This is a genomic window from Microbispora sp. NPDC049125 (assembly GCF_040802045.1).
GTDB lineage: Bacteria > Actinomycetota > Actinomycetes > Streptosporangiales > Streptosporangiaceae > Microbispora.
Genome location: NZ_JBEZDW010000002.1, coordinates 277,043 through 302,957, shown reverse-complemented (window position 1 = coordinate 302,957; position 25,915 = coordinate 277,043). Strand labels below are relative to the sequence as shown.

23 protein-coding genes are annotated in these 25,915 nt (G+C 71.9%); 10 read left to right on the top strand and 13 right to left on the bottom strand.

The window, feature by feature from the left end:
* Positions 1 to 6 precede the first annotated feature (6 nt).
* From AB0B72_RS03820 to AB0B72_RS03810, 3 genes are all read left to right on the top strand, one after another.
* A complete protein-coding gene (locus tag AB0B72_RS03820) occupies positions 7 to 2,175 on the top strand; it encodes a molybdopterin-dependent oxidoreductase (protein WP_367736751.1) in 2,169 nt (722 codons plus the stop codon).
* A gap of 117 nt (positions 2,176 to 2,292) precedes the next feature.
* The gene (locus AB0B72_RS03815; RefSeq protein WP_367736846.1) at positions 2,293 to 2,844 is read left to right on the top strand and encodes an HD family hydrolase; all 552 of its coding nucleotides are present in this window, start codon (positions 2,293 to 2,295) and stop codon (positions 2,842 to 2,844) included.
* 153 nt (positions 2,845 to 2,997) lie between these two features.
* Positions 2,998 to 3,909 carry a Rieske 2Fe-2S domain-containing protein gene (locus AB0B72_RS03810; protein WP_367736750.1) on the top strand — a complete coding sequence of 304 codons (912 nt, stop codon included), beginning with the start codon at positions 2,998 to 3,000 and terminating at the stop codon, positions 3,907 to 3,909.
* A 90-nt stretch (positions 3,910 to 3,999) separates the two neighbouring features.
* On the opposite strand, the gene AB0B72_RS03805 is transcribed toward AB0B72_RS03810, so the two are convergent.
* The 3 genes from AB0B72_RS03805 to AB0B72_RS03795 all read right to left on the bottom strand — a co-directional run bounded on the left by AB0B72_RS03805 (position 4,000) and on the right by AB0B72_RS03795 (position 5,923).
* A complete protein-coding gene (locus tag AB0B72_RS03805; RefSeq protein ID WP_367736749.1) occupies positions 4,000 to 4,245 on the bottom strand; it encodes a hypothetical protein in 246 nt (81 codons plus the stop codon).
* A gap of 6 nt (positions 4,246 to 4,251) precedes the next feature.
* On the bottom strand, positions 4,252 to 5,001 hold the full coding sequence (locus AB0B72_RS03800; protein WP_367736748.1) for a sulfite exporter TauE/SafE family protein: 750 nt from the start codon (positions 4,999 to 5,001) through the stop codon (positions 4,252 to 4,254).
* Between the two features lie 133 nt (positions 5,002 to 5,134).
* On the bottom strand, positions 5,135 to 5,923 hold the full coding sequence (locus AB0B72_RS03795; RefSeq protein WP_367736747.1) for an ABC transporter ATP-binding protein: 789 nt from the start codon (positions 5,921 to 5,923) through the stop codon (positions 5,135 to 5,137).
* A 65-nt stretch (positions 5,924 to 5,988) separates the two neighbouring features.
* On the opposite strand from AB0B72_RS03795, the gene AB0B72_RS03790 reads away from it, so the two are divergent.
* Complete coding sequence (locus AB0B72_RS03790; protein ID WP_367736746.1) at positions 5,989 to 6,720, top strand: hypothetical protein; 732 nt, start codon at positions 5,989 to 5,991, stop codon at positions 6,718 to 6,720.
* Between the two features lie 19 nt (positions 6,721 to 6,739).
* Here the strand turns inward: AB0B72_RS03790 and AB0B72_RS03785 are convergent, their stop codons facing one another.
* Together AB0B72_RS03785 and AB0B72_RS03780 are read right to left on the bottom strand one after the other, a co-directional pair.
* A complete protein-coding gene (locus tag AB0B72_RS03785; protein ID WP_367736745.1) occupies positions 6,740 to 7,360 on the bottom strand; it encodes a response regulator in 621 nt (206 codons plus the stop codon).
* The gene (locus AB0B72_RS03780) at positions 7,357 to 8,502 is read right to left on the bottom strand and encodes a GAF domain-containing sensor histidine kinase (RefSeq protein WP_367736744.1); all 1,146 of its coding nucleotides are present in this window, start codon (positions 8,500 to 8,502) and stop codon (positions 7,357 to 7,359) included. Before AB0B72_RS03780 ends, AB0B72_RS03785 begins: the two co-directional genes overlap by 4 nt.
* A 124-nt stretch (positions 8,503 to 8,626) precedes the next feature.
* On the opposite strand from AB0B72_RS03780, the gene AB0B72_RS03775 reads away from it, so the two are divergent.
* The 4 genes from AB0B72_RS03775 (at position 8,627) to AB0B72_RS03760 (ending at position 11,770) form a co-directional block, all read left to right on the top strand.
* The gene (locus AB0B72_RS03775) at positions 8,627 to 9,289 is read left to right on the top strand and encodes an SDR family NAD(P)-dependent oxidoreductase (RefSeq protein ID WP_367736743.1); all 663 of its coding nucleotides are present in this window, start codon (positions 8,627 to 8,629) and stop codon (positions 9,287 to 9,289) included.
* Positions 9,286 to 10,467, top strand: a complete 1,182-nt coding sequence (locus AB0B72_RS03770; RefSeq protein ID WP_367736742.1) for an S-adenosylmethionine:tRNA ribosyltransferase-isomerase — start codon at positions 9,286 to 9,288, stop codon at positions 10,465 to 10,467. Before AB0B72_RS03775 ends, AB0B72_RS03770 begins: the two co-directional genes overlap by 4 nt.
* A 49-nt stretch (positions 10,468 to 10,516) precedes the next feature.
* Positions 10,517 to 11,083 (top strand): hypothetical protein, encoded by a 567-nt coding sequence (locus tag AB0B72_RS03765; protein ID WP_367736741.1) that lies wholly within the window; start codon positions 10,517 to 10,519, stop codon positions 11,081 to 11,083.
* A gap of 126 nt (positions 11,084 to 11,209) precedes the next feature.
* Positions 11,210 to 11,770: a hypothetical protein gene (locus tag AB0B72_RS03760; RefSeq protein ID WP_367736740.1), complete on the top strand. Its 561-nt coding sequence runs from the start codon at positions 11,210 to 11,212 to the stop codon at positions 11,768 to 11,770.
* Positions 11,771 to 11,945: 175 nt separating this feature from the next.
* Here AB0B72_RS03760 and AB0B72_RS03755 read toward each other — a convergent pair whose 3' ends face one another.
* Positions 11,946 to 12,848 carry a lysophospholipid acyltransferase family protein gene (locus AB0B72_RS03755; RefSeq protein WP_367736739.1) on the bottom strand — a complete coding sequence of 301 codons (903 nt, stop codon included), beginning with the start codon at positions 12,846 to 12,848 and terminating at the stop codon, positions 11,946 to 11,948.
* Positions 12,845 to 13,561, bottom strand: a complete 717-nt coding sequence (locus AB0B72_RS03750) for a GNAT family N-acetyltransferase (protein WP_367736738.1) — start codon at positions 13,559 to 13,561, stop codon at positions 12,845 to 12,847. The genes AB0B72_RS03755 and AB0B72_RS03750 overlap by 4 nt, the downstream gene beginning before the upstream one ends.
* A 182-nt stretch (positions 13,562 to 13,743) precedes the next feature.
* Here AB0B72_RS03750 and serB point away from each other — a divergent pair, with 182 nt between their 5' ends.
* Positions 13,744 to 14,967, top strand: a complete 1,224-nt coding sequence (gene serB / locus AB0B72_RS03745; RefSeq protein ID WP_367736737.1) for a phosphoserine phosphatase SerB — start codon at positions 13,744 to 13,746, stop codon at positions 14,965 to 14,967.
* Between the two features lie 28 nt (positions 14,968 to 14,995).
* Here the strand turns inward: serB and AB0B72_RS03740 are convergent, their stop codons facing one another.
* The 5 genes from AB0B72_RS03740 to AB0B72_RS03720 all read right to left on the bottom strand — a co-directional run bounded on the left by AB0B72_RS03740 (position 14,996) and on the right by AB0B72_RS03720 (position 21,405).
* Positions 14,996 to 17,254 carry an FUSC family protein gene (locus AB0B72_RS03740; protein ID WP_367736736.1) on the bottom strand — a complete coding sequence of 753 codons (2,259 nt, stop codon included), beginning with the start codon at positions 17,252 to 17,254 and terminating at the stop codon, positions 14,996 to 14,998.
* Complete coding sequence (locus tag AB0B72_RS03735) at positions 17,200 to 17,694, bottom strand: histidine phosphatase family protein (protein WP_367736735.1); 495 nt, start codon at positions 17,692 to 17,694, stop codon at positions 17,200 to 17,202. Before AB0B72_RS03735 ends, AB0B72_RS03740 begins: the two co-directional genes overlap by 55 nt.
* Positions 17,695 to 17,899: 205 nt before the next feature.
* Positions 17,900 to 20,230: a sodium-translocating pyrophosphatase gene (locus tag AB0B72_RS03730; RefSeq protein WP_367736734.1), complete on the bottom strand. Its 2,331-nt coding sequence runs from the start codon at positions 20,228 to 20,230 to the stop codon at positions 17,900 to 17,902.
* A 376-nt stretch (positions 20,231 to 20,606) separates the two neighbouring features.
* Entirely contained in the window at positions 20,607 to 21,035 is a 429-nt protein-coding gene (locus AB0B72_RS03725; protein ID WP_367736733.1) for an ATP-binding protein, read from the bottom strand.
* 19 nt (positions 21,036 to 21,054) lie between these two features.
* Positions 21,055 to 21,405 carry an STAS domain-containing protein gene (locus AB0B72_RS03720; protein ID WP_030506779.1) on the bottom strand — a complete coding sequence of 117 codons (351 nt, stop codon included), beginning with the start codon at positions 21,403 to 21,405 and terminating at the stop codon, positions 21,055 to 21,057.
* Positions 21,406 to 21,551: 146 nt separating this feature from the next.
* Here AB0B72_RS03720 and AB0B72_RS03715 point away from each other — a divergent pair, with 146 nt between their 5' ends.
* The gene (locus tag AB0B72_RS03715; protein WP_367736732.1) at positions 21,552 to 24,164 is read left to right on the top strand and encodes a DEAD/DEAH box helicase; all 2,613 of its coding nucleotides are present in this window, start codon (positions 21,552 to 21,554) and stop codon (positions 24,162 to 24,164) included.
* Between the two features lie 86 nt (positions 24,165 to 24,250).
* Here the strand turns inward: AB0B72_RS03715 and AB0B72_RS03710 are convergent, their stop codons facing one another.
* Positions 24,251 to 25,768 (bottom strand): hypothetical protein, encoded by a 1,518-nt coding sequence (locus tag AB0B72_RS03710; RefSeq protein ID WP_367736731.1) that lies wholly within the window; start codon positions 25,766 to 25,768, stop codon positions 24,251 to 24,253.
* Positions 25,769 to 25,915: the final 147 nt, after the last annotated feature.

Sequence of the window (25,915 nt, the reverse complement as noted above, 5' to 3'; positions counted from 1 at the left end):
GCCGCCATGAGGACCGTGCACCGGACCTGCCCGCTGTGCGAGGCCGTCTGCGGGCTGAAGATCACCCTCGACGACGTGGGCCACGTCACCGACGTGCGCGGCGACCGTGACGACCCGTTCAGCAAGGGCTTCATCTGCCCCAAGGGCGCCTCGCTCGGCCGCCTCGACGAGGACCCGGACCGCCTGAGCGCGCCGCGGGTCCGGGAGAGCGGCGAGTGGCGCGAGGTCTCCTGGGCGGAGGCGTTCGCCGCCGCCGACCAGGGCCTGTCGCGGGTGCCGGGCCCCTCCCGGGCGGTCTACCTGGGCAATCCGAACGCGCACACCATGGCCGGCGCTCTCTACGCCCAGCCGCTCGCGCGCTCGCTCGGCAGCCGCAACGTCTTCTCCGCGAGCACCGCCGACCAGATGCCGAAGCACGTGTCGGCCGGCCTGATGTTCGGCGACCCGCTGGCGATCCCGGTGCCGGATCTGGACCGCACCGGCTACCTGCTCATGCTCGGGGCGAACCCGCTGGAGTCCAACGGCTCTCTGTGCACCGCGCCCGACTTCCCCGGACGGCTCAGGGCCCTGCGCGGGCGCGGCGGCAGGCTCGTCGTGGTCGACCCCCGGCTCACCCGCACCGCCAAGCTGGGCGACGAGCACGTCTTCATCCGCCCCGGCACAGATGCCTACCTGCTCGCCGGGATGGCGCACACGCTGTTCGCCGAGGATCTCGTCACGGTCCGGGTGCCCGCCGCCGGGGTGGACGAGGTGAGGCGGGCGCTGACGCCGTTCACCCCGCTCACCTGCGCGGCGGCGTGCGGCGTGCCCGCCGGCGTGATCGTACGGCTGGCGCGCGAGCTGGCGGCCGCCCCCGCCGCGGCCGTGTACGCCCGGATCGGCACCTGCACCACCGAGTTCGGGACGCTGGCGCAGTGGCTGGTCGACGTGCTGAACGTGCTCACGGGCAACCTCGACCGGCCCGGGGGCGCGATGTTCGCCCGCCCCGCGACCGGGGGCCCCAGGCGGCGCCGGCCGTACCGGACCGGGCGCTGGCACAGCCGCGTGCGAAGCCTGCCGGAGACGAACGGCGAGCTGCCGGTGGCGACCCTCGCGGACGAGATCGAGACGCCGGGCGAGGGACAGATCAAGGCCCTGATCACGGTCGCAGGCAACCCCGTGCTGTCGGCCCCGAACGGCACCCGCCTCGACCGGGCGCTCGCCGGGCTGGAGTTCATGGTCAGCGTCGATCCGTACCTCAACGAGACGACGCGCCACGCCCACGTGATCCTGCCGCCGCCGCGGGTGCTGCAGTCGGGGCACTACGACTTCGCGCTGCTGGGCCTGGCCGTGCGCGACTACGCCCGCTACTCGCCGCCCTCTCTGCCGCTCGGGGACCGGCCGTCGGAGGCGGAGATCCTCGCGCGGCTCGCCATGATCGCCGCCGGTCAGGGCGTGGACGCCGATCCGGCCTCCCTCGACGAGCTGATCCTCGGCCGGATGCTCGGCGCGGCCGTGGACGCCGAGGGCACGCCGCTCCACGGCCGCGACCCCGCCGAGCTGCGCGCCGCCCTCCACGGGAGCGGCGGCCCGGAGCTGCGGCTCGACGCCATGCTGCGCCTCGGGCCGTACGGCGAGTGGAACGGCGGCGACCTGTCGCTGCGCACTCTGCTCGGCCATCCGCACGGGCTCGACCTGGGGCCCTTGCGGCCGCGCCTGCCGGGCAACCTCAGCACGGCGTCCGGTGTGGTCGAGCTGGCGCCGGCTGAGATCGTCGGCGACCTCGCACGGCTCCGCGCCGGTCTGGACGGCGACAAGCCCGAGTTCGTGCTGATCGGGCGGCGGCACCTGCGGTCGAACAACAGCTGGATGCACAACGTCGGCCCGCTGGTCGGCGGTGCCAACCGCTGCACCCTGCAGATCAACCCGGCCGACGTGGCCCGCCTGGGGCTGGACGGCGAGGCGGTCGTCCGGTCGGCCGCCGGCGAGGTGGCGGTCACCCTTGAACCGACCGACACGATCATGGCGGGCGTGGTGAGCCTCCCCCACGGCTGGGGCCATGCGGGCTCGGCCCAGTCGGTGGCCGCGCGGAACGCCGGGGTCAGCGCCAACACCCTCACCGACGAGACCGTGGTGGACCCGCTGTCGGGCAACGCGGTGTTCAACGGCGTCCCCGTCGAGATCGCCGCACGGTGAGCGCGGAACCGGCGGGAGGCGGAACTCCGGACGGGCAGTGATCGGCGAAGGGTTAGTCTTGCGCGGGTGACGACCGCGCCCATCCAGGAACGTCTGCAAGCCCAGATCGCCTTCGCCATGGAGATCGACAAGCTCAAGCGCGTCATCCGCAGGAACAGCCTGTTCGACGGATCTCGTCGCGAGAACGACGCCGAGCACTCGTGGCACGTCGGCATGATGGCGATGATCATGAGCGAGCACGCGCCGCCCGGGACGGACCTCGCCAAGGTCGTCGCCATGCTGCTCGTCCACGACATCGTCGAGATCGACGCCGGGGACACCTTCGTCTACGACACGCGGGCGGTCGAGCGGCAGAGCGCGCTGGAGCGGGCCGCCGCCGACCGCATCTTCGGGCTCCTGCCCGCGGACCAGGCCAAGCGCATGCGGGACCTGTGGGACGAGTTCGAGGAGCGGCTGACGCCGGAGTCGAGGTTCGCCAAGGCGCTCGACCGGTTCGCGCCCATCCTGGCCAACCACCACAACGAGGGCGGGACGTGGCCTCTGCACAAGGTCACCGCCCGGCAGGTGCTGGAGAAGGTGCAGATCATCACCGAGGGCTCGGCCACGCTCGGGGCCTACGCCGCCGGGCTCGTCGAGGCGTCCGTCGCCAGCGGCCACCTGGCCCCCTGACCTCTGGCCCCTGACCTCGCCCACGACCAGGAACAACACGCCGGCCCCGCCCTCCAGGAGCAGGGGCACGCCCGCGTCGGGGACGCCTGAGGCCGCCCCGCGATGTTCATGGCTTGAAGGCATGGGTACGGGCTCTGTGTTAGGGGGCAAAAGATGGAAGAGACCACCAAGCCGCGACGCACGGGGCGGCTGCCACGCATGGTGCCGTCGCCGGATCTCCTCGACGGCCTCGAACGGACCACCGCGTTCGACCGGCCGATCGGCGCGCTGAGCAAGGCCGTGCGCCGCAAGCTCGGCCCGGGCAAGTTACGCGACTTTCTCCACGGGGTCCCCATCGGGCATCCCCTCCACCCCGCGCTCGCGATGGTGAGCTTCGGGTGCTGGCTGTCCACGGCCGTGCTGGACATGACGAAGGCGGACCCGCGCGCGTCGCGCAGCCTGATCGTGGCCGGGCTCGGATCGGCCCTTCCCACAGCCGCCGCCGGCCTCACGGACTGGTCGACCCTCCACCGGGAGCAGCAGCGGGTCGGCCTCGTGCACGCGGTGACGAACCTCGCGGCCGCGGTCTTCTACACGGGCTCGCTGGTCATGCGGATGGCGGGACGCGAGCAGGCCGGCCGCACACTCGCGTACGCCGGGCTCGGCGCGGCCAGCGCCGGCGGGTACCTGGGCGGCCACATGGCCTACCGGCAGGCGGCGGGCGCCAACCACGCCGAGTCCGTGGGCCATCTGGTGCCGCTCGGCTGGCACGACCTGTGCGTGCTGAAGGAGCTGCCGAACGGCCGTCCGGTCCGGCGGCAGCTGGGCTACATCGACCTGTTCGTCCTGCGCCTCGGCGACGGGGTGCACGTGCTCGCCGACAACTGCTCCCACCTCGCCGGCCCGCTGCACCAGGGGCAGGTCACCGTGGAGGACGGGGACCCGTGCGTGGTCTGCCCGTGGCACGGCAGCGTCTTCCGGATCTCGGACGGCTCGGTCGTGCACGGCCCGGCGACCTCGCGGCAGCCCGCCTTCCAGACGCGGCTGCGCCCCGACGGCGTCGTGCAGGTCCGCCCCGCCGAATGAACCGCCCGGTGAGCGGCCGAACGAACCGCCTGACGATCCGCCGGTGAGCCGCTGAACGAAGCTCCCGGTGAGCCGCCGCCGGGGCGGCGGTCACTCCGGATCCGGCCCCCGGTCGTCGGCGGGATGCTCGACCAGCGCGAGGATCCGGTTGGACATGAACCGGGCCGTGCGCACGGGCGTGCCCGTCCTGGTGACCTCGGTCACCTCGACCACCCCCCGGCCCGTGGTGATCTCGATCCGGCGTCCCGCCCGGGTCGCCACCACTTCGTATGTGCGGGGGGTGCCGCCCGCGTCGATGACGATCTCCACCCGGTCGCCCTTCATAAGGGCAGACATACCCTTTCAGGACAGCAACTTCACTATCGCCACGACTCCGACTACGACGATGAAGCCGCGCAGCAACGGGGCGGGCAGCCTGCGGCCCACCCGCGCCCCGAGGAAACCGCCGGCCGCCGAGCCGAGCGCCACCATCAGCACGGCCCCCCAGTCGACCGGGGCGACCAACGCGAACAGCACCGCGGCGGTGGCGTTGACCAGCAGGGACAGCAGGTTCTTCGCCGCGTTGACCCGCTGCAGGTCCTCGTCGAGGAAGGCGCCGAGCAGCCCGATCAGGACGATCCCCTGGGCGGCGCCGAAGTAGCCGCCGTACATGCCCGCGCCGAGGACCCCGAGCCACAGCCACGGCCCGCCGTGCGGGTGCGGCCTGCGCCGTACGGCGAGCCAGGCGTTGAGCCTGGGCTGCACCAGGACCAGGACGCAGGCCACCGCGATGAGCACCGGCACGATCACGCCGAACGCCTCGGCGGGCAGCCGCAGGAGGAGCACGCCGCCGATGAAGGAGCCGATCACCGAGGCCGCCCCGAGCCGGATCAGCCGGGCCCGCTGGCCGGCGAGCTCCTGGCGGTAGCCCAGGACGCCCGTGACGCCGCCGGGCACCAGGCCGACGTTGTTGGAGACGTTCGCCACGATCGGCGGGAAACCCACCGCCAGCATCGTGGGGAACGTGATGAGCGAGCCCGAGCCCACCACCGCGTTGATGGCCCCGGCACCGACTCCGGCCGCGAACACCGCGGCCGCCTCCAACGGCGTCACCCTCGTCCCCTCTTCGTACGGTTGTCGCCCCGATGCTAGGGGGACGGGCCAGGCGGCGACGTCGCGGGGAGGGGGGAGGGCCCGTCAGGCCGGGAGGGGGGAAGGCCTGTCAGGCGGGGAGGGAAGGAATCCGTCAGGCGGGGCGGGCGTACCAGCGGCCCTGCGCGCTCCGGTCGAGCATGAGCGGCACGCCGAAAGCCGTGGAAAGGTTCTCCGGGGTCATCACCGACTCGATCGGCCCCTGGGCGACGGCGGAGCCGTGCCGCAGCAGCATCACGTGGGTGAACCCCGCGGGGATCTCCTCCACATGATGGGTGACCAGCACCATCGTCGGCGACTTGGGATCTTGGGCCAGCGAGCCGAGGCGGCGCACCAGGTCCTCCCGCCCGGCGACGTCGAGGCCGGCGGCCGGCTCGTCGAGCAGCAGCAGCTCCGGGTCGGGCATGAGCGCCCTGGCGATCTGCACGCGCTTGCGCTCACCCTCGGAAAGCGTCGCGAAGCGCCGCCGGATCAGGTGGGCGGCGCCCAGCTGGTCGATCAGCTCGACCGCCCGGGTCACGTCGTGGGAGTCGTACTCCTCCGTCCACCGGCCGAGGATGGCGTACGACGCGGTGAGCACGAGATCGATGACCTTCTCGTCCGGCGGGATCCGCTCGGCGAGCGCGGCGCTGGCCAGGCCGATCCTGGGCCGCAGCTCGAACACGTCCGTCTGGCCGATCCGCTCGCCGAGGATCTCCACCGTGCCGTCGGACGGGTAGAGCAGCGACGCGGCCACCTGGAGCAAGGTCGTCTTGCCCGCGCCGTTGGGGCCGATGACCACCCAGCGCTCGTCCTCCCGGACACTCCAGTCGATGCCGCGCAGCAGGGCGGCTCCGTCCCTCCGAACGGCCACGTCCTGAAGCTGAAGCACCTGACCGCCCATCGTGGTCCCCTCCCGTGGTTCGCTGAGATAAAACTATTGCAGCCCGAGCACATATCGTGGATCGGGTGCGCATCGATTCATCGATCTCCGCCACCCTCGTCGCCTGGGGCAACGCCTGGCTCGCGGGACATGCGAGCCTGGAGGACGCCGTGGACCGCGTCGAGCGCGCGGCGGGCCCCCAGGTGGTGGCCCCAGAGGCCGCCGAGACGACGCTGCTGGCCTACCTCATGGACCTCCGGAGCGACGGGCTGGGCTCGTTCCGGCTGGCACTCCCCATCCCGGGCGACCCGCTCGGGCTCACCGGCCCTCCTGCGTTCAACGGCGCGGCGATCGACGCCGGCCAGGCCGTGGTCGCCGTGCTGCCCGGCCGGGCCTTCGGGCTCGTGCCGTCCCTGGACCGGCGGGGCTCCTCCTACTGCGGCACCCGCTGGACGGCGTCCGAGGCGTCGGCCACGCCGCCCGACGTGCCGTCGCTGGCGGAGGCCGAGCGGGCGCTCGCCATGGCGATGCGCTCCGCCACGGATGCCCTGCAGTCGGTGGACGGCCCCGCGCAGGACTTCCCCGAACTCGACCGGGCGGAGGGGACGCTGGCCCCCGGCTACCCCGGCCGGGCCCACCGGGTCGGGGCCCTGGCCGCCCGTCTCGCCCTCGCGCTCCGGCTCGCCGGGGAGCGAGGCCTGACGTCGGGCCAGCTCGCGACGCGCGGCGAGGCCCTGCGTGAGCTGGACCGCGCCGTACGGCGGGCCCTGGTGTCCGCGCACCACTCCATATCCGAGTACGGCCAGGCCCAGGTGTAAGCAGCAGGTGTGGCCGGCTTCAGGCGAGGCCGTGCCGTACGGCGTAGAGGGCCGCCTGCGTGCGGTCCTGGACGCCGAGCTTCATGAGCACGTTGGAGACGTGGGTCTTCACCGTCTTCTCCGCCACCGTGAGCTCCCTGGCGATCTCCCGGTTGGAGCGCCCGGCGGCGATCAGCGCGAGGACCTCGCGCTCCCGGTCGGTCAGCGCCACCGCCGCGTCCTCCCTCGCCGGCTCCGGCCCGGCGAACATGGCGTCAGCGGCCTCCGGGGCGAGCAGCACCTGACCGCCGTGCACCGCCCGGATGGCCTGCACCAGAGCGGCCGGGTCCACGTCCTTGTAGAGGAATCCGGCAGCGCCCGCGCGCATGGCGGGAGCCACGCCGGACCGGTCGCTGACCGAGGTCAGCACGATCACCCGCACCGTGCCGCCGCCCAGCTCGGCGAGCGCGCCGAGGCCGTCGAGCACCGGCATCTTGAGGTCGAGCAGCAGCACGTCGGGCCGGAGCGATCCGGCCAGCGTGACCGCCTCGGCGCCGTCGGCCGCCTCCCCGACCACGCTGATGTCCTCCTGGATCTCCAGGAACGTCCGCAGACCCTGCCGGACCACCGGGTGGTCGTCGGCGATCAGCACCCGGATCACGCGGGCACCTCCAGGCGGAGGGTGGTGCCGGCGCCCGGCGCCGTGGACAGGCCCAGCGACCCGCCGGCCGCCTGGGCCCGGTCGCGCATCGACGGCAGGCCAAGCCCCGGCGAGGCGGCCTCGTCGAAGCCCCGGCCGTCGTCGCTCACCACCAGGACCAGGGCGGAGCCGGCACGCGTGAGCCGTACGTCGATGGCGGTGGCCTTGGCGTGGCGCAGCGCGTTGTGCAGCGCCTCCTGCGCGACCCGCAGCACGGCGACCTCCACCTCGGCCGGCAGGTCGCCCGGCGGCTCGCCTTCGAACGTGAACGCGATCGGCACCGGGTGCAGACGGTCGAGCAGGTGGACGTGCTTGCGCAGGGTCTCCACGAGGCCGTGCCGGTCGAGGTCGGCAGGGCGCAGCTCCACGATCACGGCTCGCAGCTCGGCCAGCGCCTCCCCGGCCATCCGCTCGACGCGGTCGATCTCCCGGGCCGCCCGGCCGGGGTCGGCGGACAGCAGCGCCGACGCCGCCCGGGCGGTCAGCCGCAGGGAGAACAGCTTCTGGGTCACCGCGTCATGGAGCTCGCGGGCCATCCGGGTGCGCTCCTCGACGAGGGTGAGCTCGCGGCTCCGCTCGTACAGCCGGGCGTTGGTCAGCGCGATGGCCGCGTGCGCGGCGAACAGGGTCAGCAACTCCTGGTCGGCCTCGGTGAACCCGCCGGGGGCCCGCTTGTTGGACAGGAAGATGATGCCGAGCACGCGGTCGCCGTCCAGGATCGGGACACCGAGGAAGTCCTTGAGAACGGGATGGGCCTTCGGCCACCACTCGAAGCGGGGATCCCTGCGGATGTCCGGGAGCCGGACCGGCGTGGCCTGGCGCAGCATCGCGCCCAGCATGCCGTGCTGCCGGGGCGTCGGGCCGATGGCCTCCCATTCGCGCGGCGAGATGCCCTCGGCGACGAACTCGGCGAACGCGCCGTCGTCGTCCGGCACGCCCAGCGCGGCGTAGCGGGCGTCCAGGAGACGCCCCGCCGACCGCACGATCACCTGGAGGACCTCACGCACCGACAGATGGCGGGTGACGGCGAGCACGGCCGAGCTCACCGCGTGCAGCACCGCGTCCCGGTCCTGCACGGCTCCGGATTCGCTTGGGTCGGACACGCACACAGACTAGGTCGTCGCCGGGGCCTCCGGCCTCGGCCATCCGGCCTACGCCCAAGTGCCGACCTCCGTCCAGGACCGGCGGCCGATGCGCGGGTTCGGCGGCCTTCCTAGCGTGATGCGCATGAAGCAGGCACTCATCACCGGAGCGTCCCGAGGGCTGGGTCTCGCCCTCGCCAGGGCGCTCGCCGCCGACGGCTGGTCGCTCCTCCTCACCGCCCGGGGCGAGGAGGACCTGTACTCCGCCGCCTTCGACCTGGGCGCCACGGCCGTCGCCGGTGACGTGACGGACCCCGCGCACGTCGCCCGGCTGGCCGACGCGGCCCCTGAGCTCGACCTCCTGGTCAACAACGCGAGCGGGCTCGGCCCGGTCCCGCTGCCGCCGCTCGCCGGCCACTCCCTCGACTCCCTGCGCGAGCTGTTCGAGACCAACGTGATCGCGCCACTCGCCTTGATCCAGGCGACGCTGCCCGCCCTGCGCAAGCGGCGCGGCGCCGTCGTCAACATCTCGTCGGACGCCGCGGTGGAGGCGTACGAGGGCTGGGGCGGCTACGGGGCCACCAAGGCCGCCCTCGACCAGCTCTCACACGTGCTGGCCGCCGAGGAGCCCGACATCGCGGTCTGGTGGGTGGATCCGGGTGAGATGCGCACCCGCATGCTCGCCGACGCCGTGGGCGCCGAGGAGGCGGCCGCGGCGCCGCCGCCCGAGACCGTGGCCGCCGCGCTGCTCCGGCTGGTCGCGACACGCCCGGCGAGCCGCCGCTACACCCGCGGAGAGCTGGCATGAGCGCCGTCCACCCGGAACCGGTGTTCGCCGGCGGCGGGAGCGGCTCGGAGACGGCAGCCGGCGCCCGCGCGGGGGCGGGCACCGGCCCCGTATCCGGGACGCGCCCCTTGGATTTCGCGCTGCCTCCGCCGCGCGAGGCGCACGAGCCGCCGGAGGCGCGCGGGCTCCGGCGCGACGGGGTCAGGCTCATGGTGTCCCGGCGGGACACCGGCGAGGTCTCCCACCACGTCTTCTCGGACCTGCCCTCCGTGCTGTCGCCCGGGGACCTGCTCGTGGTCAACAACTCCGCGACCCTTCCCGCCGCCGTACGGCTCGACCGGCTGGCCGTCCACTTCTCCGGGCCGCTGCCCTCAGGGGAGTGGCTGGTGGAGCTGCGCCGCCGTACGGGGAACACGACGGAGCCCTACTCCGGCACCGCGCCCGGGGAGTGGCTGCCGCTGCCGGGCGGCGCCACCCTCCGCCTCGCCGGGCAGGAGACGCCCCGGCTGTGGCGTGCGGCGCTGGACCGGGACGTGCACTCCTACCTGCGGGCCCACGGCGTGCCGATCCGTTACGGCTACGTCGGCCGCGACTGGCCGCTGCCGGACTACCAAACGGTCTTCGGCGTGGAGCCCGGCAGCGCGGAGATGCCGAGCGCGGGCCGGCCGTTCACGGCGGATCTGGTGACCGCGCTGGTCAGCAGGGGCGTCGCCGTCGCGCCCGTCACCCTGCACACGGGCGTGGCCAGCCCGGAGAAGGACGAGCCGCCCTATCCCGAGTGGTTCTCCGTGCCGCCGCCGACCGCGCGGATGGTGAACCTCACCCGGGCGAACGGCGGACGGGTCGTCGCGGTCGGCACGACGGTCGTCCGCGCCCTGGAGACCGCGGCCCTGGGCCGGCATGAGATCCGCGACGACTCCGGCGCTCACGACGGGCAGGGCGGGCAGGGCGGCCAGGGCGGGCAGAGTGGGGACGGTCCCGTGCGTGCGGCGTCGGGGTGGACGTCGCATGTCGTCACACCCGCCAGCGGAGTGCGGGCGGTCGACGGGCTGGTCACGGGGCTGCACGAACCGCGATCGAGCCATCTGCTGATGCTGTCCGCAGTCGCGGGGCGGGATCTGCTGTCCCGCTCGTACGAATCAGCGCTGCGGGAGGGCTATCTGTGGCACGAGTTCGGCGACGTCCATCTGATTCTGTAGTCAGGCGACCTGTGATCCATCCGTGATTTCGATGGTCAAGGCTTGGCGCATGCGAACCCTCATCGTCAAGATCACGACGCTGCTGGCGGTTCCCCTCACCGCGGCCACGCTCGTGTCAGCCGGGCCGGCCGCGGCCGCCAGCGCCTCGAAGGCCACCGCCTCCCAGACTTCCACCTCCTCCGCCGCCCGGGCCGCTTCGGCCCCGGTCCGGATCCTGGTGAACTACCCGTTCCGCGTACGCAGGGGCCACGTGGTCTCCTACAAGGTCCGGCTCGTCAACAACCTCAGAACCAAGACCGACGAGATCTTCCTCGCCACGAAATTCCCCAAGAACGTCTCGAAGGTACGCATCTACGTTCCCAAGGGCTCGCACTACCACGAGCGGTGCACGAGGGAGCAGCTGCGCGCCCTTTGCGTGCTTCCCGGCCTCAAGAAGGGCCACAGCTACACCTTCTGGGCGAAGGCCTGGGTGAGGGGATCGACCAGCGGCTATCTGTACGGCTACTTCGGCGGCGCCGTGGTCGACACCTCGCTCGACACCAACCCGAAGGAGCTTCTCAGCGAGTTCGGCAGCAGCATTCACTGGGTGAAGACCAAGAGCAGCATCGTCCGGTGAAATAGCGATCTGCACGATATCTTCATAAAAAAGATCTTTACGGGTGACGTGACGAGCTGGTAAAAAATCTTCGCTTACGGGGTTTTTTAGCCTCTCCCCCCTTCGTTCTCAGGGAGAAATCCACTCATGCGTCACCCGATCTCAAAGATCGCCGGCATCGCGCTGGTCGCACCGCTCGCGGGCGCCACGTTCCTCGCCACGACTCCGGCCTCGGCGGCCCCGGCGTCCGCCTCGGTCGCCACCGCCACGGCCGGCCAGCCGTACTCGAAGTTCTACGTGGTGGCCAAGGGCCCCAAGAAGGTCAAGGCCGGCTCGAAGATCACGTACGGCATCGGCGCCGTGAACACCGGCCCGTACCTGGCCGACACGTTCTTCGTCGGGGGCAAGCTGCCCAAGGGAATCGAGAAGAAGGTCACCTACAGCGGGCCGAAGGGCACCGAATGTGACTTCTACCCCGACGGCTTCTGGTGTTTCGTGCCGTACGCGCTGGACGTCAAGGACAGCATGGGCTTCTCGATCACCGTGAAGCTCAAGAAGTCGACCCGCGGCATCGCCGTGGCCCGGCTCGGCATCAACCAGTGGGACGTGCCCAACGGCGCCGAGGACCTCAACCGCAAGGCGTGGGACAACCTGGGCGTCAAGGACTGGTACTTCCTGAAGACCGTGAAGACCCGGATCGTGAAGTAACACGGCGAGAAAACACGGGAACGCCCGCCTGGAGACTCCAGGCGGGCGTTTCCACGTTCCGGCACGAGGCGGCACGAGACGGAAAGGAGGCGGGACGCCGCACCGTCACCGCGGCCGGATCACCACGGCCCAGTCACCACAGGCCAGTCACCACAGGCCAGTCACCACGGCTTCATCACGCGGCGACCGACTCCTGCCGGTACTCCAGCAGCCCGGTGCGCACCTGCGCCTCGGTGATCCTCGCCAGGGCCCTGCGCGCCTCGTACGGCCGGCTCGCGTCGGCCAGCCGTACACCGGGGAAGAGGGTCACCTCGGCGACCAGGCCGCTGATTCCCGTCACCCTGAGGATGGACGCGAGCAGCGTGTCCTCCCCCACGTAGGCGGGTGCGGTGGACAGCGCCTCGCCCTGCAGGAAACGCACCGTCAGCGGCCTGACGGGCACCCCCGCGTCGATGGCCGCCTGGAACACGGCGGGCCTGAACTGGCCCATCTCCCGGCCGCACCACGTGGTGCCCTCGGGAAACGCCGCGACGCTGTCGCCCGCCCGCAGCGCGTCGGCGACCTCCGCGATCGCGCCGGGGAGGGCGGACAGCCGGTCCCTGTCGATGAACAGGGCCCTGCCCCCGGCGGCCAGCGTGCGGACGACCGGCCACCGGCCGACCTCGCTCTTGGCCAGCGGCCGGCACGGGGTGATCGCCGCGACGAGCACCGGGTCAAGCCAGGACATGTGGTTGGCGACGAGCAGCATCGGGCCGCCGTCGTCCGGCACGGAGCGCGCGGCGACGGACCCGCCGACGACCGAGAACCCCCTGTGGGTCTCGATTTTGACCCCCAGGGCGCGCACCAGCAGCCGCGACCAGGTCATCGTCAGCCGGGAGCGCCTGGCCGGGCCGGCCCAGCGCGCGCACAGGGCGAGGGGGACGCCCGCCAGGAGCACCGTGAGCGCGCCCAGGAGCCGCAGGGAGCGGCGTAGCGGCCCGACGGTGGCCACGGGCGCGTCCACGCAGGATGCGGGCGCGCAGGGCGACGTGGGCAGCCACGCGGAGATAGGGACCGGCAGGTGGACGACGGTGCTCACAACGTCTCTCCCAGGAAGTGCCGAAGGTAGCGGGTGTCCACGTCGGCCATCGACAGCAGCACGAAGAAGTCGGCCGTACGGAAATCGGGGTCGTGGGCCGGAGCTCCGCAGATCCAGGCGCCGAGCCGCAGGTAGCCCCGCAGCAGCGTGGGCAGGACGAACCGGTCGGGCCTCGGCACCCCGGCGTCACGCCACGGAGTGCGCGGCGTCACCCGGTGCCGCTCGGGCCCGAGCGGCACCCGGTCGACCACCCCGGCGGCGACGGCGCCGCCGTCGTCCAGCGGGACCGAGCAGCAGCCGGCCAGCCAGGTGAAGCCGCCGTTCACCATGTAGCGCGCGATGCCCGCCCACATGAGGCCGACGACCGCGCCGCCGCGATGGTCGGCGTGTACGCAGGTCCGCCCGGCCTCCACCAGACCGCCCCGGATGCCCGCCAGAGCGCCGAGGTCGAACTCGGCGTCCGAGTACAGCCGGTCGGACCGGCCCGGCGGCAGCAGCCGGTAGGTGCCGACCACCGTGTCGCCCTCCCGTACCAGGAGGTGGTCGCAGTACGCGTCGAAGCGGTCGGCGTCGAGCCCGCTCACCGGGGAGTCGAGCCGTGCGCCCATCTCCTCGGCGAAGACCTCGTGGCGCAGCCGCTGGGCGGCTCTGAGGTCGGCGGCTGTCCTGGCCAGCCCGACGGTGTACCGGCCGGTGTCGAGGGATATCGTCATGGGCGCGCGTCCTTCCTGCGGGAGGATCTTCGTGCCGTACGGCAGGCCCGTGCCTGCTTCCGCGGCTGCTGACCATGACGACATGCCGAAATGACCGCGGCCCCTCACATCGGGGGCACGCAGGCGTCCGCATCGTGAACCTCATGCACGGGACACAGGCGGGCGCAGTAACCTCAAACAACGTGAACCAGCGCACACTCCTGATCACGCTCACCGGTCCGGACCGGCCCGGCGTCACCTCGCGGCTCTTCACCGTGCTGGCCGGGTTTCCCGTGACCGTCGCCGACGTGGAGCAGGTCGTGATCCGCGGCCGGCTCACCCTCGGCGTGCTCGTCGCGTACGCGGGCGGCCCGTCGACCGGGACAGGCGGCACCCTCGGCGGCATGTGGACGGCCGTCGAGCAGGTGGCCGCCGACCTCGACATGGACCTGGAGATCGCCTCGGGCACGGTCTCCAAGGAGAAGCGCAGACGGGGGCGGCTGAACGTCACCGTGCTGGGCGCCCCCCTGCTGCCCGCGGCCATGGCCGGGATCTCCGGGCGGATCGCGGCGAGCGGCGCCAACATCGACCGGATCGAACGGCTGTCGAGCTATCCGGTGACCTGCATCGAGATGGCCGTCTCCGGAGCCGACCCGCAGGCCATGCGGGCGGAGCTGGCCGCCGAGGCGGCCGCCCAGCAGGTGGACGTCGCGGTCCAGCGGGCCGGCCTGCATCGCCGCGCCAAGCGGCTCATCGTCATGGACGTCGACTCCACGCTGATCCAGAACGAGGTCATCGAGCTGCTCGCCCGGCATGCCGGGTGCCTCGACGAGGTGGCGCGGGTGACCGAGGAGGCCATGCGGGGCGAGCTCGACTTCGCCGAGTCGCTGGTCAAGCGGGTCGCGCTGCTCGAAGGGCTGTCGGAGGAGATCTTCGAGAAGGTCGTGAAGGAGGTCGTGCTCACGCCGGGGGCCCGCACGCTGGTCCGCACCCTCAAGCGGCTCGACTACCGCTTCGCGATCGTCAGCGGCGGCTTCACGCAGATCACCGACTCCCTGGTCGCCGACCTCGGCATCGACTACTCGGCGGCCAACACGCTGGAGGTCGTCGGCGGCAAGCTCACCGGCCGGGTGGTCGGGGAGATCGTGGACCGGCCGGGCAAGGCCCGCGCGCTGGAGCGGTTCGCCGCCCAGTCGGGCATTCCCCTCACCCAGACCGTGGCCATCGGGGACGGCGCCAACGACCTCGACATGCTCGCCGTCGCCGGGCTCGGCATCGCGTTCAACGCCAAGCCGGTGGTGCGGCAGGCCGCCGACACCGCGGTGAACGTCCCCTATCTCGACTCGATCCTCTACCTGCTGGGCATCTCCAGGGAAGAGGTGGAGGCCGCCGACGCCGAGGACGCGGCGGCCCTGCCACCGGAATGACCCTCCCCGCCGGGGTCATCCGCTGGGGTCAGCGCGCACTGAGCTCTTTCCTGCCGCTGAACGCGGAGACGGCCGCCTGCGACAGCCGTACGGCGTCGTCGTGCAGGGAGCGGAGGGACTGGTCGAGCGCGGCGGTGCGCAGGAGGGAATGGCTGACGGCCGTGGACGTCCCGCCGCGCGTCCCCTCAAGCTCGTCCAAGCAGCGGTCGACCATCTCGCCCAGCCACATCGCGTCGTCCGCGAGGCACCGCTCCACCTCTCCGGCCGAGGCGTACGGCTCCCCTCCCCGGACGGACTCCGCGACGGCCTCCATCCCGTTGGCGATGGCGTCGAGCACGTCGGGGACGGGGCGGGCCTCGACCGGTTCGTCCCGCAACACGGCGATGAGCGTGAGCAGGTCGTCGCGGACCCGCTGCGCGGCCTCCACCGCCTGCCGGATCTCCGCCGGAGCCGTGCCGCCCGGTTCCTGGGCGGCGTAGCAGAGCGAGCCGGTGACCGTCTCGGCGTCGAGAGAGGCCCGCCTGACCCGCTCGTCGACCCGGCCGATCGTCGTCTTCCCCCGGCTCACCTGGGCCAGCGCCCGTACGACGGCCGCGTGGGAGTCCAGCATGCGGGCGACGCGCTCGGCCAGGCGCACCGTCTCGCCCCTCGGCCACAGCAGCCGCGTGCAGGCGATCGCGATCAGGCCGCCGATCACGGTGAGCACGACCCTCGACTCGGCGATCTTGGCGGTCTGCTGAACCTGGAAGTCGAGCAGCAGGAGCACGCACATGGTCATGAAGGTGGCCCAGTAGGCGTGGTGGGTCGAGGCCAGCCCGAACGCCAGCGCCGCCGAGACGCCGATCAGCAGAACCAGCATCCCGTGCCCGGGGGTCACGTGCAGGATGCCCGCGGTGACCAGCCCGCCGGCCGTGCTGCCGCCGATACGCGCCCACACCTTGGCCCGCGTCTCGCCGTACGTCGGCTGGATGGTGACCAGCACCGCGATCACCATCCAGTGGGGGTAGGGGGGCTTGAAGACCTCGATCACGGTCGACGCGAAGGCCGTTCCGAGCAGGACCCGGAGGGCGTGCCGTACGCCGGGCTCGTCGAAGGCGAGCCGTGGACGGGCGGCCGTCGGGACGGCCAGCGGAGTCAGCCGAGGCGAGCACAGCACACCGGCGGCCTCGGCCGAGCCCGCCAGCGCGTCACCGATCCGGTCGGCGCAGTGCGCGATCTGCCGCAACAGGACCAGCACCACCATGCCCCGCTTACCGCCCGGTGACCGCTCGCGCAGCGCGTCCACCCTGGCCGAGAGGTTCAGGACGGCCTGCGGGGTGGGCACGCACGGCGCCGCCGGACGGCGCGCCCGCCAGGTCTCGGCGCTCCCGTCCGTCGACGACGCCGGCGGGGCCATGAAGGCGCTCAGCGCGCCGGCGATCGAGCCGGCCATCTCGCGCAGGCCGACCTCGTCCGCCGCGCCGGGGGCGTGCCGGTGCAGCGTGGCGACCAGGCCGTGCAGGGCCACGATCTCGTGGAACACCCGCCGAAGCGCGGCGGTGACCTCCTCCGCGGCCCGAGATCGCTGCTGCCACCGGTGCCGGGCGTGAGCCGTACGGACCTCCGCGAGGGTGGCGCTCGCCCGGCCGCGCAGGGCGTCCCACTCGTCGGGGTCGAGGTCCGGCCGGACCGCCGCCTCGGCCAGCGCGGCCAGCGCGCCGGCGACGTCGGACAGCGCGGCCACGAACGGGCGGGTCCGCCGCCACGGCCAGGGCAGGGTGAGCAGCACGCTCGCCAGCAGGCCGCCGAGCAGTTGCAGCCCGGTGTGCTGCACCGGATCGAGGGGCACGGGGTTCGCGATGGTGAGCAGCAGAGTGAGCGCGGGAGTGACGCCGATCGGCCGGATCAGGCCGCCCAGCCCCGCCAGGGCCGACGCGACCAGCACCAGCAGGACGCCCTTGCCGGAGAGCAGCAGCCCCAGCGAGGTGCCGGCGCCGACCGACACCACGGCCCCCAGCAGGTACGGCGTGCGGACCCCCGCCGGATTGAGATTGGCCCGGGACGCGACCAGCCAGGCGCCGAGCCCGACGATGGCGCCGCCCGTGGCATGCCCCGTCAGCAGCCCGATGAGCAGAGGGATCACCAAGCCGGCGGCCCCGGTCAGGCCGAAGCCGAGCGCGAGGCGTGGATCCTCCAGCCTCGGCGCCCTCAGAGCCTTGATCTCCTGGAAGCGCAGACCACCCTCCTCCCCCGTCAGGGGCGGTGCACGCGGACCAGCTGCCCGGTCCGCGGGCCGATCTCCTCCCATGGCGCCGGGGCCTCGACCACGGCGAACGACCCGGGCGGGAAGCCCTCGACGTCGGCGCCGGTCAGGTCCATCACCAGCTCGTGCACGCCGGGGTTGTGGCCGACCAGGACGAGGACGTCCACCTCCGGGTCGGTGCGGCGGAGCAGACCCAGCAGCTCGTCGGCGTAGGCCTCGTAGATGTCCCGCTCGATCTCCGTGGGGACGGCGAGCCCCAGCAGCTCCGCCGTACGGCGGGTGCGGACCGATGGGGAGGACAGGACGAGCCCGGGGCCGAGGGGCCGGATCAGGTCGCCGGCCTCGCGGGCGTCGCGCTCGCCGCGGCCGGTGAGGGGGCGTTCGGGGTCGGCGAGCCCCGGGACGTGGGCGGCCTTGGCGTGCCGGAGCACCACCAGGGTCTTCGTCCCGCCATCGGAGACGGCGCCGCCCGCCGGGTCGCTCACCGGGTCTCTCACCGGGCGGCCCACACGGCGAGACCGATGATCAGGGCGAGGATCGCCAGCATGGCCAGCAGGATGAACGCGAGCGTCCTGCCTCCGCCGTTCGCCTTGTCCATAGCAGCACAGTGTATGAAGAAGGCCCCCCGCTCCAGGAACGGGGGACCTTCTCACGGACCGCTGCCGGGGGTGCCCGGCGCCGGGCCTCCGGTCAGTGCGCGACCGGCTCCGACGTACGCTCCGGCTGGCTGTCGCCGGACGGCGCGATGCTCGTGGAGCGCCGCTTGGAGACGACCACGGCGCCCACCACGACGACCAGGGCGACGATCGTGACGCCGACGCGGACCACCGCGTTGTCGGCGTACGTGACGACGGCCGGGGCGATCAGCAGCGCGACCAGGTTCATGACCTTGATCAGCGGGTTGATCGCGGGGCCGGCCGTGTCCTTGAACGGGTCGCCGACGGTGTCGCCGATGACCGTTGCGGCGTGGGCCTCGGAGCCCTTGCCGCCGTGGTGGCCGTCCTCGACCAGCTTCTTGGCGTTGTCCCAGGCGCCACCGGAGTTGGCCAGGAAGACCGCCATGAGCGTGCCCGCCGCGATCGCGCCGGCGAGGTAGGCGCCGAGCGGCGCGTATCCAAGGGCGAAGCCGACGGCGATCGGGGTCAGCACGGCGAGCAGGCCGGGCGTGGCCAGCTCGCGCAGCGAGTCGCGGGTGCAGATGTCCACCACGCGGCCGTAGTCGGGCAGCTCGGTGCCCTCCATGATCCCGGGCTTGGTGCGGAACTGCTCGCGCACCTCGAAGACGACCCGCCCGGCGGCCCGGCCGACCGCGCTGATCGCCAGGCCGGAGAACAGGAACACCACGGCCGCGCCGATGATCAGGCCGACGAGGACGTTGGGAGCGTCCACCGACAGGCTGAATTTGGCGAACGACCCCAGCGCGTCCTTCACGCCCTGCGAGGCGGTGGCCAGCTCCCCTTCCACGGCGGTGCGGAAGGCGCCGAACAACGCGGTCGCGGCGAGCACCGCCGTCGCGATCGCGATGCCCTTGGTGATGGCCTTCGTCGTGTTGCCGACGGCGTCGAGGGAGGTGAGCACGCGGGCGCCCTCACCCTCGACGTCACCGGACATCTCGGCGATGCCCTGGGCGTTGTCGGAGACCGGGCCGAAGGTGTCCATCGACACGATGACGCCGACCGTGGTCAGCAGGCCGGTGCCCGCGAGGGCGACGGCGAAAAGGGCGATGGTCACGTTGCCGAAGCCGAGCAGGAAGGCGCCGTAGACGGCGCCGCCGATCAGCAGCGCCGAGTAGACCGCCGACTCCAGGCCGACCGAGATGCCGGACAGGATGACGGTGGCCGCGCCGGTGAGCGAGCTTTCGCCGATCTCCCGCACCGGGCGCCGGTTGGTCTCGGTGAAGTAGCCGGTGAGGATCTGGATGGCGCTGGCCAGGACCAGGCCGATGAGCACCGCGCCGATCGCGATCAGCCGGGGGTCGCCCGCGAGCGCCCCGATCTCGCTGCTCTCGCCGGTCAGCCCGGCGAAGGTCGACGGGAGGTAGGCGAACGCGGCGACCGCCACCAGTACGGCGGAGATCGCGGCCGAGATGAAGAAGCCGCGGTTGATGGCCGTCATGCCGGAGCGGTCGCCCGTGCGGGGGGCGGTGGTGAAGATGCCGACGACGGCGGTGATGACACCGATCATCGGGACGATCAGCGGGAAGACCAGGCCCTCGGTGCCGAAGGCGACCCGGCCGAGGATCAGGCTGGCCACCAGCGTGACGGCGTACGACTCGAACAGGTCGGCCGCCATGCCGGCGCAGTCGCCGACGTTGTCGCCGACGTTGTCCGCGATGGTGGCCGCGTTGCGCGGGTCGTCCTCGGGGATGCCCTGCTCGACCTTGCCGACCAGGTCGGCGCCGACGTCGGCGGCCTTGGTGAAGATGCCGCCGCCGACACGCATGAACATGGCCAGCAGGGCGGCGCCGAAGCCGAAGCCCTCAAGGACGTTCGGCGCGTCGCCCTTGTAGATGATCACGACGAGCGCGGCGCCGAACAGGCCCAGACCCACCGTGAACATGCCCGCGACACCACCGGTGCGGAACGCGATGCGCATCGCGATCTTCTCGCCGGACGTGCGGGCGGCCGCCGCGACGCGGACGTTGCCCCGCACCGCCAGCCACATCCCGATGAAGCCGGTCAGCGCGGAGAACACGGCGCCGACCACGAAGAACACCGATCGGCCGACGGTCACGCCGGTCGACGGCGAGGGGAGCAGCAACAGCAGGAAGGGAATGAGGACCACGAAGACGGCGAGCGTCCGGAACTGTCGCGTCAGATAGGCCGCCGCACCCTCCTGCACGGCCCGCGCGATGTTCTGCATGCGCTCGGTGCCCTGGTCGGCGGAGAGCACCTCCCGCACCAGGCCGCCCGCGACGGCGAGCGCCAGGAGGGCGACCGCGGCCACGACGACGACCAGTGTGAGATGGGAACCACTAAGAGATACCGCTGCGCCTTCGTCAGCGGCGAGATAGGCAGACATCCGTCCTCCTCGGCCAGACGGGTTTCGATCCTGCCCGGACGGCGCTGCTCAAACCCAACTGGCCTCGCGGCGCGCTTCCCGGGTGGTTGGCAATAGCCGCTTCCGGTTGCATCCGCAATACCTTGGCCGGTGCCGGGAGTCTACGCAGCGACGGAGCGGATATGAAGGGCTCCATGCCCCGCAATCGAGCCGCCGTCCAGGGATGGAGCAACATTTGCTCCGGTTTGCAGTTGGTTTGACCAGGCGGGTCAGGACGGCGCACCACGAGGTCGGGCCTATTACGGCAGGCCCGTAAAGAGCGTAAGAAGTAGACCGGAAAGTCGCCGGAGACAGCAAAAGATCGAGTGTCACGCCGGGGGCGACACTCGATCCGTGATCAGATTGCGGCGATGCCGTTGGCAGAGGCGGGCCAGCTCATGCGGATGCGCATGCCCTTGGGCCCGGAGAGCACCTCGACGTCGTCGGCCAGCGAGGCGATGACCGCGATCCCCAGGTTGTCGATCTCGAGGAGGTGGCTGCCGTTCGCCTCTATGACGTGCGGCTGCACGTCCTCGCTCGGGGCGACATCGGTGACCGTCACTTCGAAACGCCCGGCGTCGTCCCGTAACTCGATGCGCACCGGCTCTCCCGGGCAGTGGAGGCGGTGCGCCTCCACGGCCCGTGAGCACGCCTCTCCGACGGCGAGCCGCACCTCGTCCAGAAGCGCCTCAGCCACCCCGGTGCGACGGGCGATGGCGGTCGCGACCAGCCGTGCCGTGCGCACGTGGGCGGGAAGGGCGCTGAACGTCAGCTCGACGGTGGCCATAACGCAGGGTCCCCGGCCGTCACTTGTCCCGGCCGTGGGCTTCCTTGGCCTCCTCGACCGAGGCGTAGATACCGAAGACCTTCGTCAGACCGGTGATACGGAAGATCTTCAAAATACGCTCCTGTGTGCAGACGAGCTCCAGGGAGCCGTCATGCGCCCGCACTCGCTTGAGACCGCCGACCAGCACACCAAGGCCAGTCGAGTCCAGGAAGTCCACCTTCTCCATGTTGACGAGCAGGTGGAAGTTACCCTTGTTGACCAGGTCGATCAGCAGCTCACGCAGCCTGGGCGCGGTGTAGACGTCGATCTCACCTTCGACATCGACGATGGTGAGATTGTCCTCGGAATGGTGGTCCAACTTCAGATCCACAGATCCTCCAGCGCCTTACTTGCGTAGGTCTCCAGGCGGGTCGAGCATCCTGGTAGTCCAGAACCACGACCCTGACGCGCGGCATTCAACCACGCTGCGACTCCGTGTCTATACGAAATCACGACTCCGGGCGACTCTCCCCACAGATGCCAAACTGGAAACCAGTGACTCCGACTTCTTCGCCCTCATCTCGGACAGGCGCCCTCCTCGCCCGCCTGCTCGCCGTCCCCGCACGCCAGCGGCGAGTCACCCATGTGGAGCATGTTCCAGCACGTCAGGCGGGTCAAGTCCGATGGCCGGACTGGGCTCCCGAGCTCCTTGTGTCGAGGCTGGAAAACCAAGGGATCGGCGGCCTGTGGGACCACCAACTCGAGGCCGCTGAGCACGTCAGACGTGCCCAAAACGTGATCATTGCCACAGGGACCGCCTCTGGAAAATCTTTGGCGTACCTGGTCCCGGCCGTCACGGAGATCCTCTCCGGCGGCACCGTGCTCTACCTCACCCCCACGAAGGCGCTCGCCGCCGACCAGCTCAGAAGCGTGAGAGGGCTCCGGCTCGCCCAGGTCCGGCCGGCGACGTACGACGGGGACACCCCGGCGGAGGAACGGCGGTGGGTCCGCCAGAACGCCAACTATGTCCTGACAAATCCGGACATGTTGCATCGGTCGATCCTGCCCCGGCACGCCTCCTGGTCGTCCTTCTGGCGTCGCCTCCGGCTGGTGGTGGTCGACGAGTGCCACGGCTATCGGGGGGTCTTCGGCTCGCATGTGGCTCAGATCCTGCGCCGGCTCCGCAGGATTTCCGCCAAATACGGCTCCAGCCCGGTGTTCCTGCTGGCGTCCGCGACCGCCAGCGACCCCGCCGTCGCGGGAATGCGCCTGACAGGGCTTGAGATGGCCCAGGTGACGGCGGACGCCTCTCCCCGGGGTTCGACCACCTTCGCCCTGTGGGAGCCGCCTCTGACGGACCTGCGGGGCGAGGGCGGGGCACCGGTCCGCCGTACGGCGACGGCCGAGGCGGCCGATCTGCTCGCCGACCTCGTGATCGAGGACATCCGCACGCTGGCCTTCGTCCGGTCGCGCCGCGCCGCCGAGACCGTCGCGCTGGCCGCCCGCCGGAAGCTGGAGGAGGTCGAGGAGTTCCTCGCGGAGGATCCCTACCTGTACGACGAGCCGTTACCGGTGTCCGGAGAGCCGCTGGACGGAATCCAGGCGTACGGCCCAGGCACTGGACGGCCGGACGGCGCCGATGCCACTGCCGGCGCCTTCGCCGATGCCGATGCCTTTGCCGGTGGGGGTGCCGGTGGGGGTGCAAGTGCCTTTGCCGGTGAGAGTGCCGGTGCCGATGGGGGTGGCGGCGCGGCGAGCGATGGGGACGGGGAGGGCGTAGGCGCTGATGGAGGCGCCGTCCCTTCCGGCCGGGGACGGCTGGCCGATCGGGTGGCGGCGTACCGGGCCGGATATCTGGCCGACGACCGGCGAGTGCTCGAGAAGGCCCTGCGCTCCGGTGCGCTCACCGGCCTCGCGACGACCAACGCTCTCGAGCTCGGCGTGGACGTTTCGGGCCTCGACGCCGTACTCGTCGCTGGCTGGCCGGGGACCCGCGCCTCCCTGTGGCAGCAGGCGGGTCGGGCTGGGCGCGCCGGACAGGAGGCGCTCGCGATCCTGATCGCCCGTGACGACCCGCTCGACACCTACATCGTCCACCACCCCGACGCCCTGTTCGGGCAGCCGGTGGAGGCGATCGTCCTCGATCCGGACAACCCCTACGTTCTGGCTCCCCACCTCTGCGCCGCGGCCTCGGAGATTCCCCTGACAGAAGAGGATCTGGCCATTTTCGGTCCTGCCGCCCGGGGAGTGCTGGACGACCTGGTCGGCCGTGGGCTGTTGCGCCGGCGGGAGGCCGGATGGTTCTGGACGAGCCGGGAGCGGGCGGCCGACCTGGCGGACATCCGGGGCTCCGGCGGGGCGCCGGTCCAGGTCGTGGAGGCGTCAACGGGACGCCTCCTCGGCACCGTGGACGAGTCGTCAGCGCACACGGCGGTCCACCAGGGCGCCGTCTACCTGCATCAGGGCGAGACGTTCGTGGTCGAGCTGCTCGATCTGGACTCCGGGGTCGCGCTCGTGTCCGCCGAAGATCCGGACTACTCCACCTTCGCCCGCGACGTGACCGACATCCGGGTGATCGAATCGCTCCGGTCCCGGGATTTCGGTCCTGGTGAACTGCATTTCGGCTCGGTAGAAGTGACCCGGCAGGTCGTGTCCTATCTCAAACGGCGCACGCAGAGCGGGGAGGTCCTCGGCGAGGAGCCGCTGGACCTGCCACCCCGCACGCTGTGCACCCGGGCCGTCTGGTGGACCCTGCCGGCTGACGCCCTCGCGCCACTGGTCTCCGACGCGGGCAGACCGGTCGATCTCGGCGGGGCGGCCCACGCGGCGGAGCACGCGGCCATCGGCCTGCTGCCGCTGTTCGCCACCTGCGACCGCTGGGACATCGGCGGCGTCTCGACAGAGCTACATCCGGACACCGGCCTGCTCACCGTGTTCGTGTACGACGGCCACGAAGGGGGCGCCGGCTTCGCCGAGCGAGGGTACGCCAGGGCGGCCGAGTGGCTCACGGCCACGATGGAAGCCATCGGGTCGTGCGAGTGCGACCGCGGCTGCCCGTCCTGCATCCAATCCCCGAAATGCGGCAACGGCAACGAGCCACTCGACAAGCCCGGAGCCCTCCGCCTCCTCGGCGTGCTGCTGGGGACCTGAGCTCGTCAACCTGAGACCGCCACGAGCCTGACACCGCCACGACCTGGGACCGCCACGAGCCTGAGACCGCCACGCCTTCTGCAGATCTACGACCGGCCGCGGTCGGTGATCGAGGCGCGGCGCGATGCGGATTCCTCGTCCTCCCCCCAGGGGTGCGATGCGGATTCCTTCTCGTCCTCGACCCAGTAGTCGTGGTCGGGCTGCCTGGGCCGCTCCCACAGCGGGTCGTCGGCCAGCGGTCCCTGAGGCTTCGCGGCGGCCTCGGGCCCCGGCCCGTCCGCCTCCGGTCCCGACCCGTCCGCCTCGGATCCCGGCCTGTCCGGCTCCGCCTCCGGTCTGTCCGGCTCCGCCTCCGGTCTGTCCGCCTCCGGGCCCTCCAGTCCTGTGATCGCCTCCTGCTCCTCGGTGGCCTCCTGGTCAGAGGGCGTGTCGCGGGGTTTCCGGGCCGCGAGGATCACGCTGGGACGGCGGACGACCGAGGACGCCGAGCCCTTGCCTCCAGACGTGGCCCCCCGCTGACTGACGCGGCCGGCCACCGCGTCCGGCCCGGCCGGGGCCCCTCCAGAGGCACCGATCAGAACCGGACCTGAGCCGCCCACTCCTCCCCGGCCCTCCCTGCGCCGCATCCATGAGCCCAGGCAGACACCAAGGAGCAGCAGGACGACGCCGATCGCGATGTACACGCCGTACCCGAGACCTCCGGAGGGAGAAAAAGAGGACTGGGCGGCCGGACCAGGATCGCCCGTCTCCACCGGCGCGATCTCCGGCCCCTTCTCGCTCGCGTCGGGGAGCTTGAGCTTGTTGTCAGAGGTCGTCGCGGGCAGCTTCGGCACCGGGCTGGGCAGCGAGGTCCCGGCGCGGCTCTTCCCCGTATGGGTGCTCGGAGACGAGAGGTCCTGCTTGCGCGAAGCGACCGGCGAAGGCGTCACAGCCGGCACGGCCACCGGAGGCGCCGACGATCGAGGGGACTCGATCGTGCCGCCACGGCCGTCGGAGCGGACGGCCCGAACGGCCACGTCGAGCTGCTCCCCCGCCGCCTTACCCGGCACCGCGAGGGTCGCCCGGCAGGTCGAGCCGGAGCAGGCGGTGTCGACGGCCACCGTGCCGGACCTTCCGGCCCTGACCGAGGAGACCTCGTAGGACTGCAGGTCCGGCTCGGCTCCCTTCGCCCAGGTGACCAACGCGGACGAGGAGTTCTCCAGCCTGGCCTCGACCCCTGAGGGAGCCTCCGGCGGCCGGCTCAGCACGAAAGTCGAGGTCTTGTACGTCTTGTTCGTGATCTCGCCGAACAGCGTCAGCGTGACCGGGCCGTTCGGGGCGTTGCCCGGATCGAAGGAGCCACTGATCGTCTGATCGGCGCCTCCGGATCCGATCTTCTGCCGGGGGACACCCGGCCCCTCGACATAGAGGGACATGCTGACCTGATACCAGTCGGTCTTCGCGGTGATCGCCACAGGCCCCCGCGCGTTGACGACCTGCCCGTCCCGGGGGGACTCGATCTCGCCGTCGGCCGCGCTCGCCGGGGTGGCACCGACCATCAGCGCGGACGCCACCGTGATCGGTATCAACATCGCGGCGGCGGCCGGCCTGTGGACCCTGATCACGACACATCCCTTCGCCGAGTGCCGCGCCCCTCCTCCTGGAAAGTACGGCTACCCACTGTGAGCGAACCTCTGTTGCGGCCATCCACTCTTGGACGTGCCGTCCAAGAGACCGATACTAATGCGACTCAAACATCACAGGACGTATCA

Bases quoted from the DNA above. Each gene is read 5' to 3' on its own strand.
- AB0B72_RS03820 (WP_367736751.1), top strand. From the start codon at position 7: ATGAGGACCGTGCACCGGACCTGCCCGCTGTGCGAGGCCGTCTGCGGG.
- AB0B72_RS03815 (WP_367736846.1), top strand. From the start codon at position 2,293: ATGGAGATCGACAAGCTCAAGCGCGTCATCCGCAGGAACAGCCTGTTC.
- AB0B72_RS03810 (WP_367736750.1), top strand. From the start codon at position 2,998: ATGGAAGAGACCACCAAGCCGCGACGCACGGGGCGGCTGCCACGCATG.
- AB0B72_RS03805 (WP_367736749.1), bottom strand. From the start codon at position 4,245: ATGTCTGCCCTTATGAAGGGCGACCGGGTGGAGATCGTCATCGACGCG.
- AB0B72_RS03795 (WP_367736747.1), bottom strand. From the start codon at position 5,923: ATGGGCGGTCAGGTGCTTCAGCTTCAGGACGTGGCCGTTCGGAGGGAC.
- AB0B72_RS03775 (WP_367736743.1), top strand. From the start codon at position 8,627: ATGAAGCAGGCACTCATCACCGGAGCGTCCCGAGGGCTGGGTCTCGCC.
- AB0B72_RS03770 (WP_367736742.1), top strand. From the start codon at position 9,286: ATGAGCGCCGTCCACCCGGAACCGGTGTTCGCCGGCGGCGGGAGCGGC.
- AB0B72_RS03765 (WP_367736741.1), top strand. From the start codon at position 10,517: ATGCGAACCCTCATCGTCAAGATCACGACGCTGCTGGCGGTTCCCCTC.
- AB0B72_RS03760 (WP_367736740.1), top strand. From the start codon at position 11,210: ATGCGTCACCCGATCTCAAAGATCGCCGGCATCGCGCTGGTCGCACCG.
- AB0B72_RS03750 (WP_367736738.1), bottom strand. From the start codon at position 13,561: ATGACGATATCCCTCGACACCGGCCGGTACACCGTCGGGCTGGCCAGG.
- AB0B72_RS03740 (WP_367736736.1), bottom strand. From the start codon at position 17,254: ATGGGAGGAGATCGGCCCGCGGACCGGGCAGCTGGTCCGCGTGCACCG.
- AB0B72_RS03730 (WP_367736734.1), bottom strand. From the start codon at position 20,230: ATGTCTGCCTATCTCGCCGCTGACGAAGGCGCAGCGGTATCTCTTAGT.
- AB0B72_RS03725 (WP_367736733.1), bottom strand. From the start codon at position 21,035: ATGGCCACCGTCGAGCTGACGTTCAGCGCCCTTCCCGCCCACGTGCGC.
- AB0B72_RS03715 (WP_367736732.1), top strand. From the start codon at position 21,552: ATGCCAAACTGGAAACCAGTGACTCCGACTTCTTCGCCCTCATCTCGG.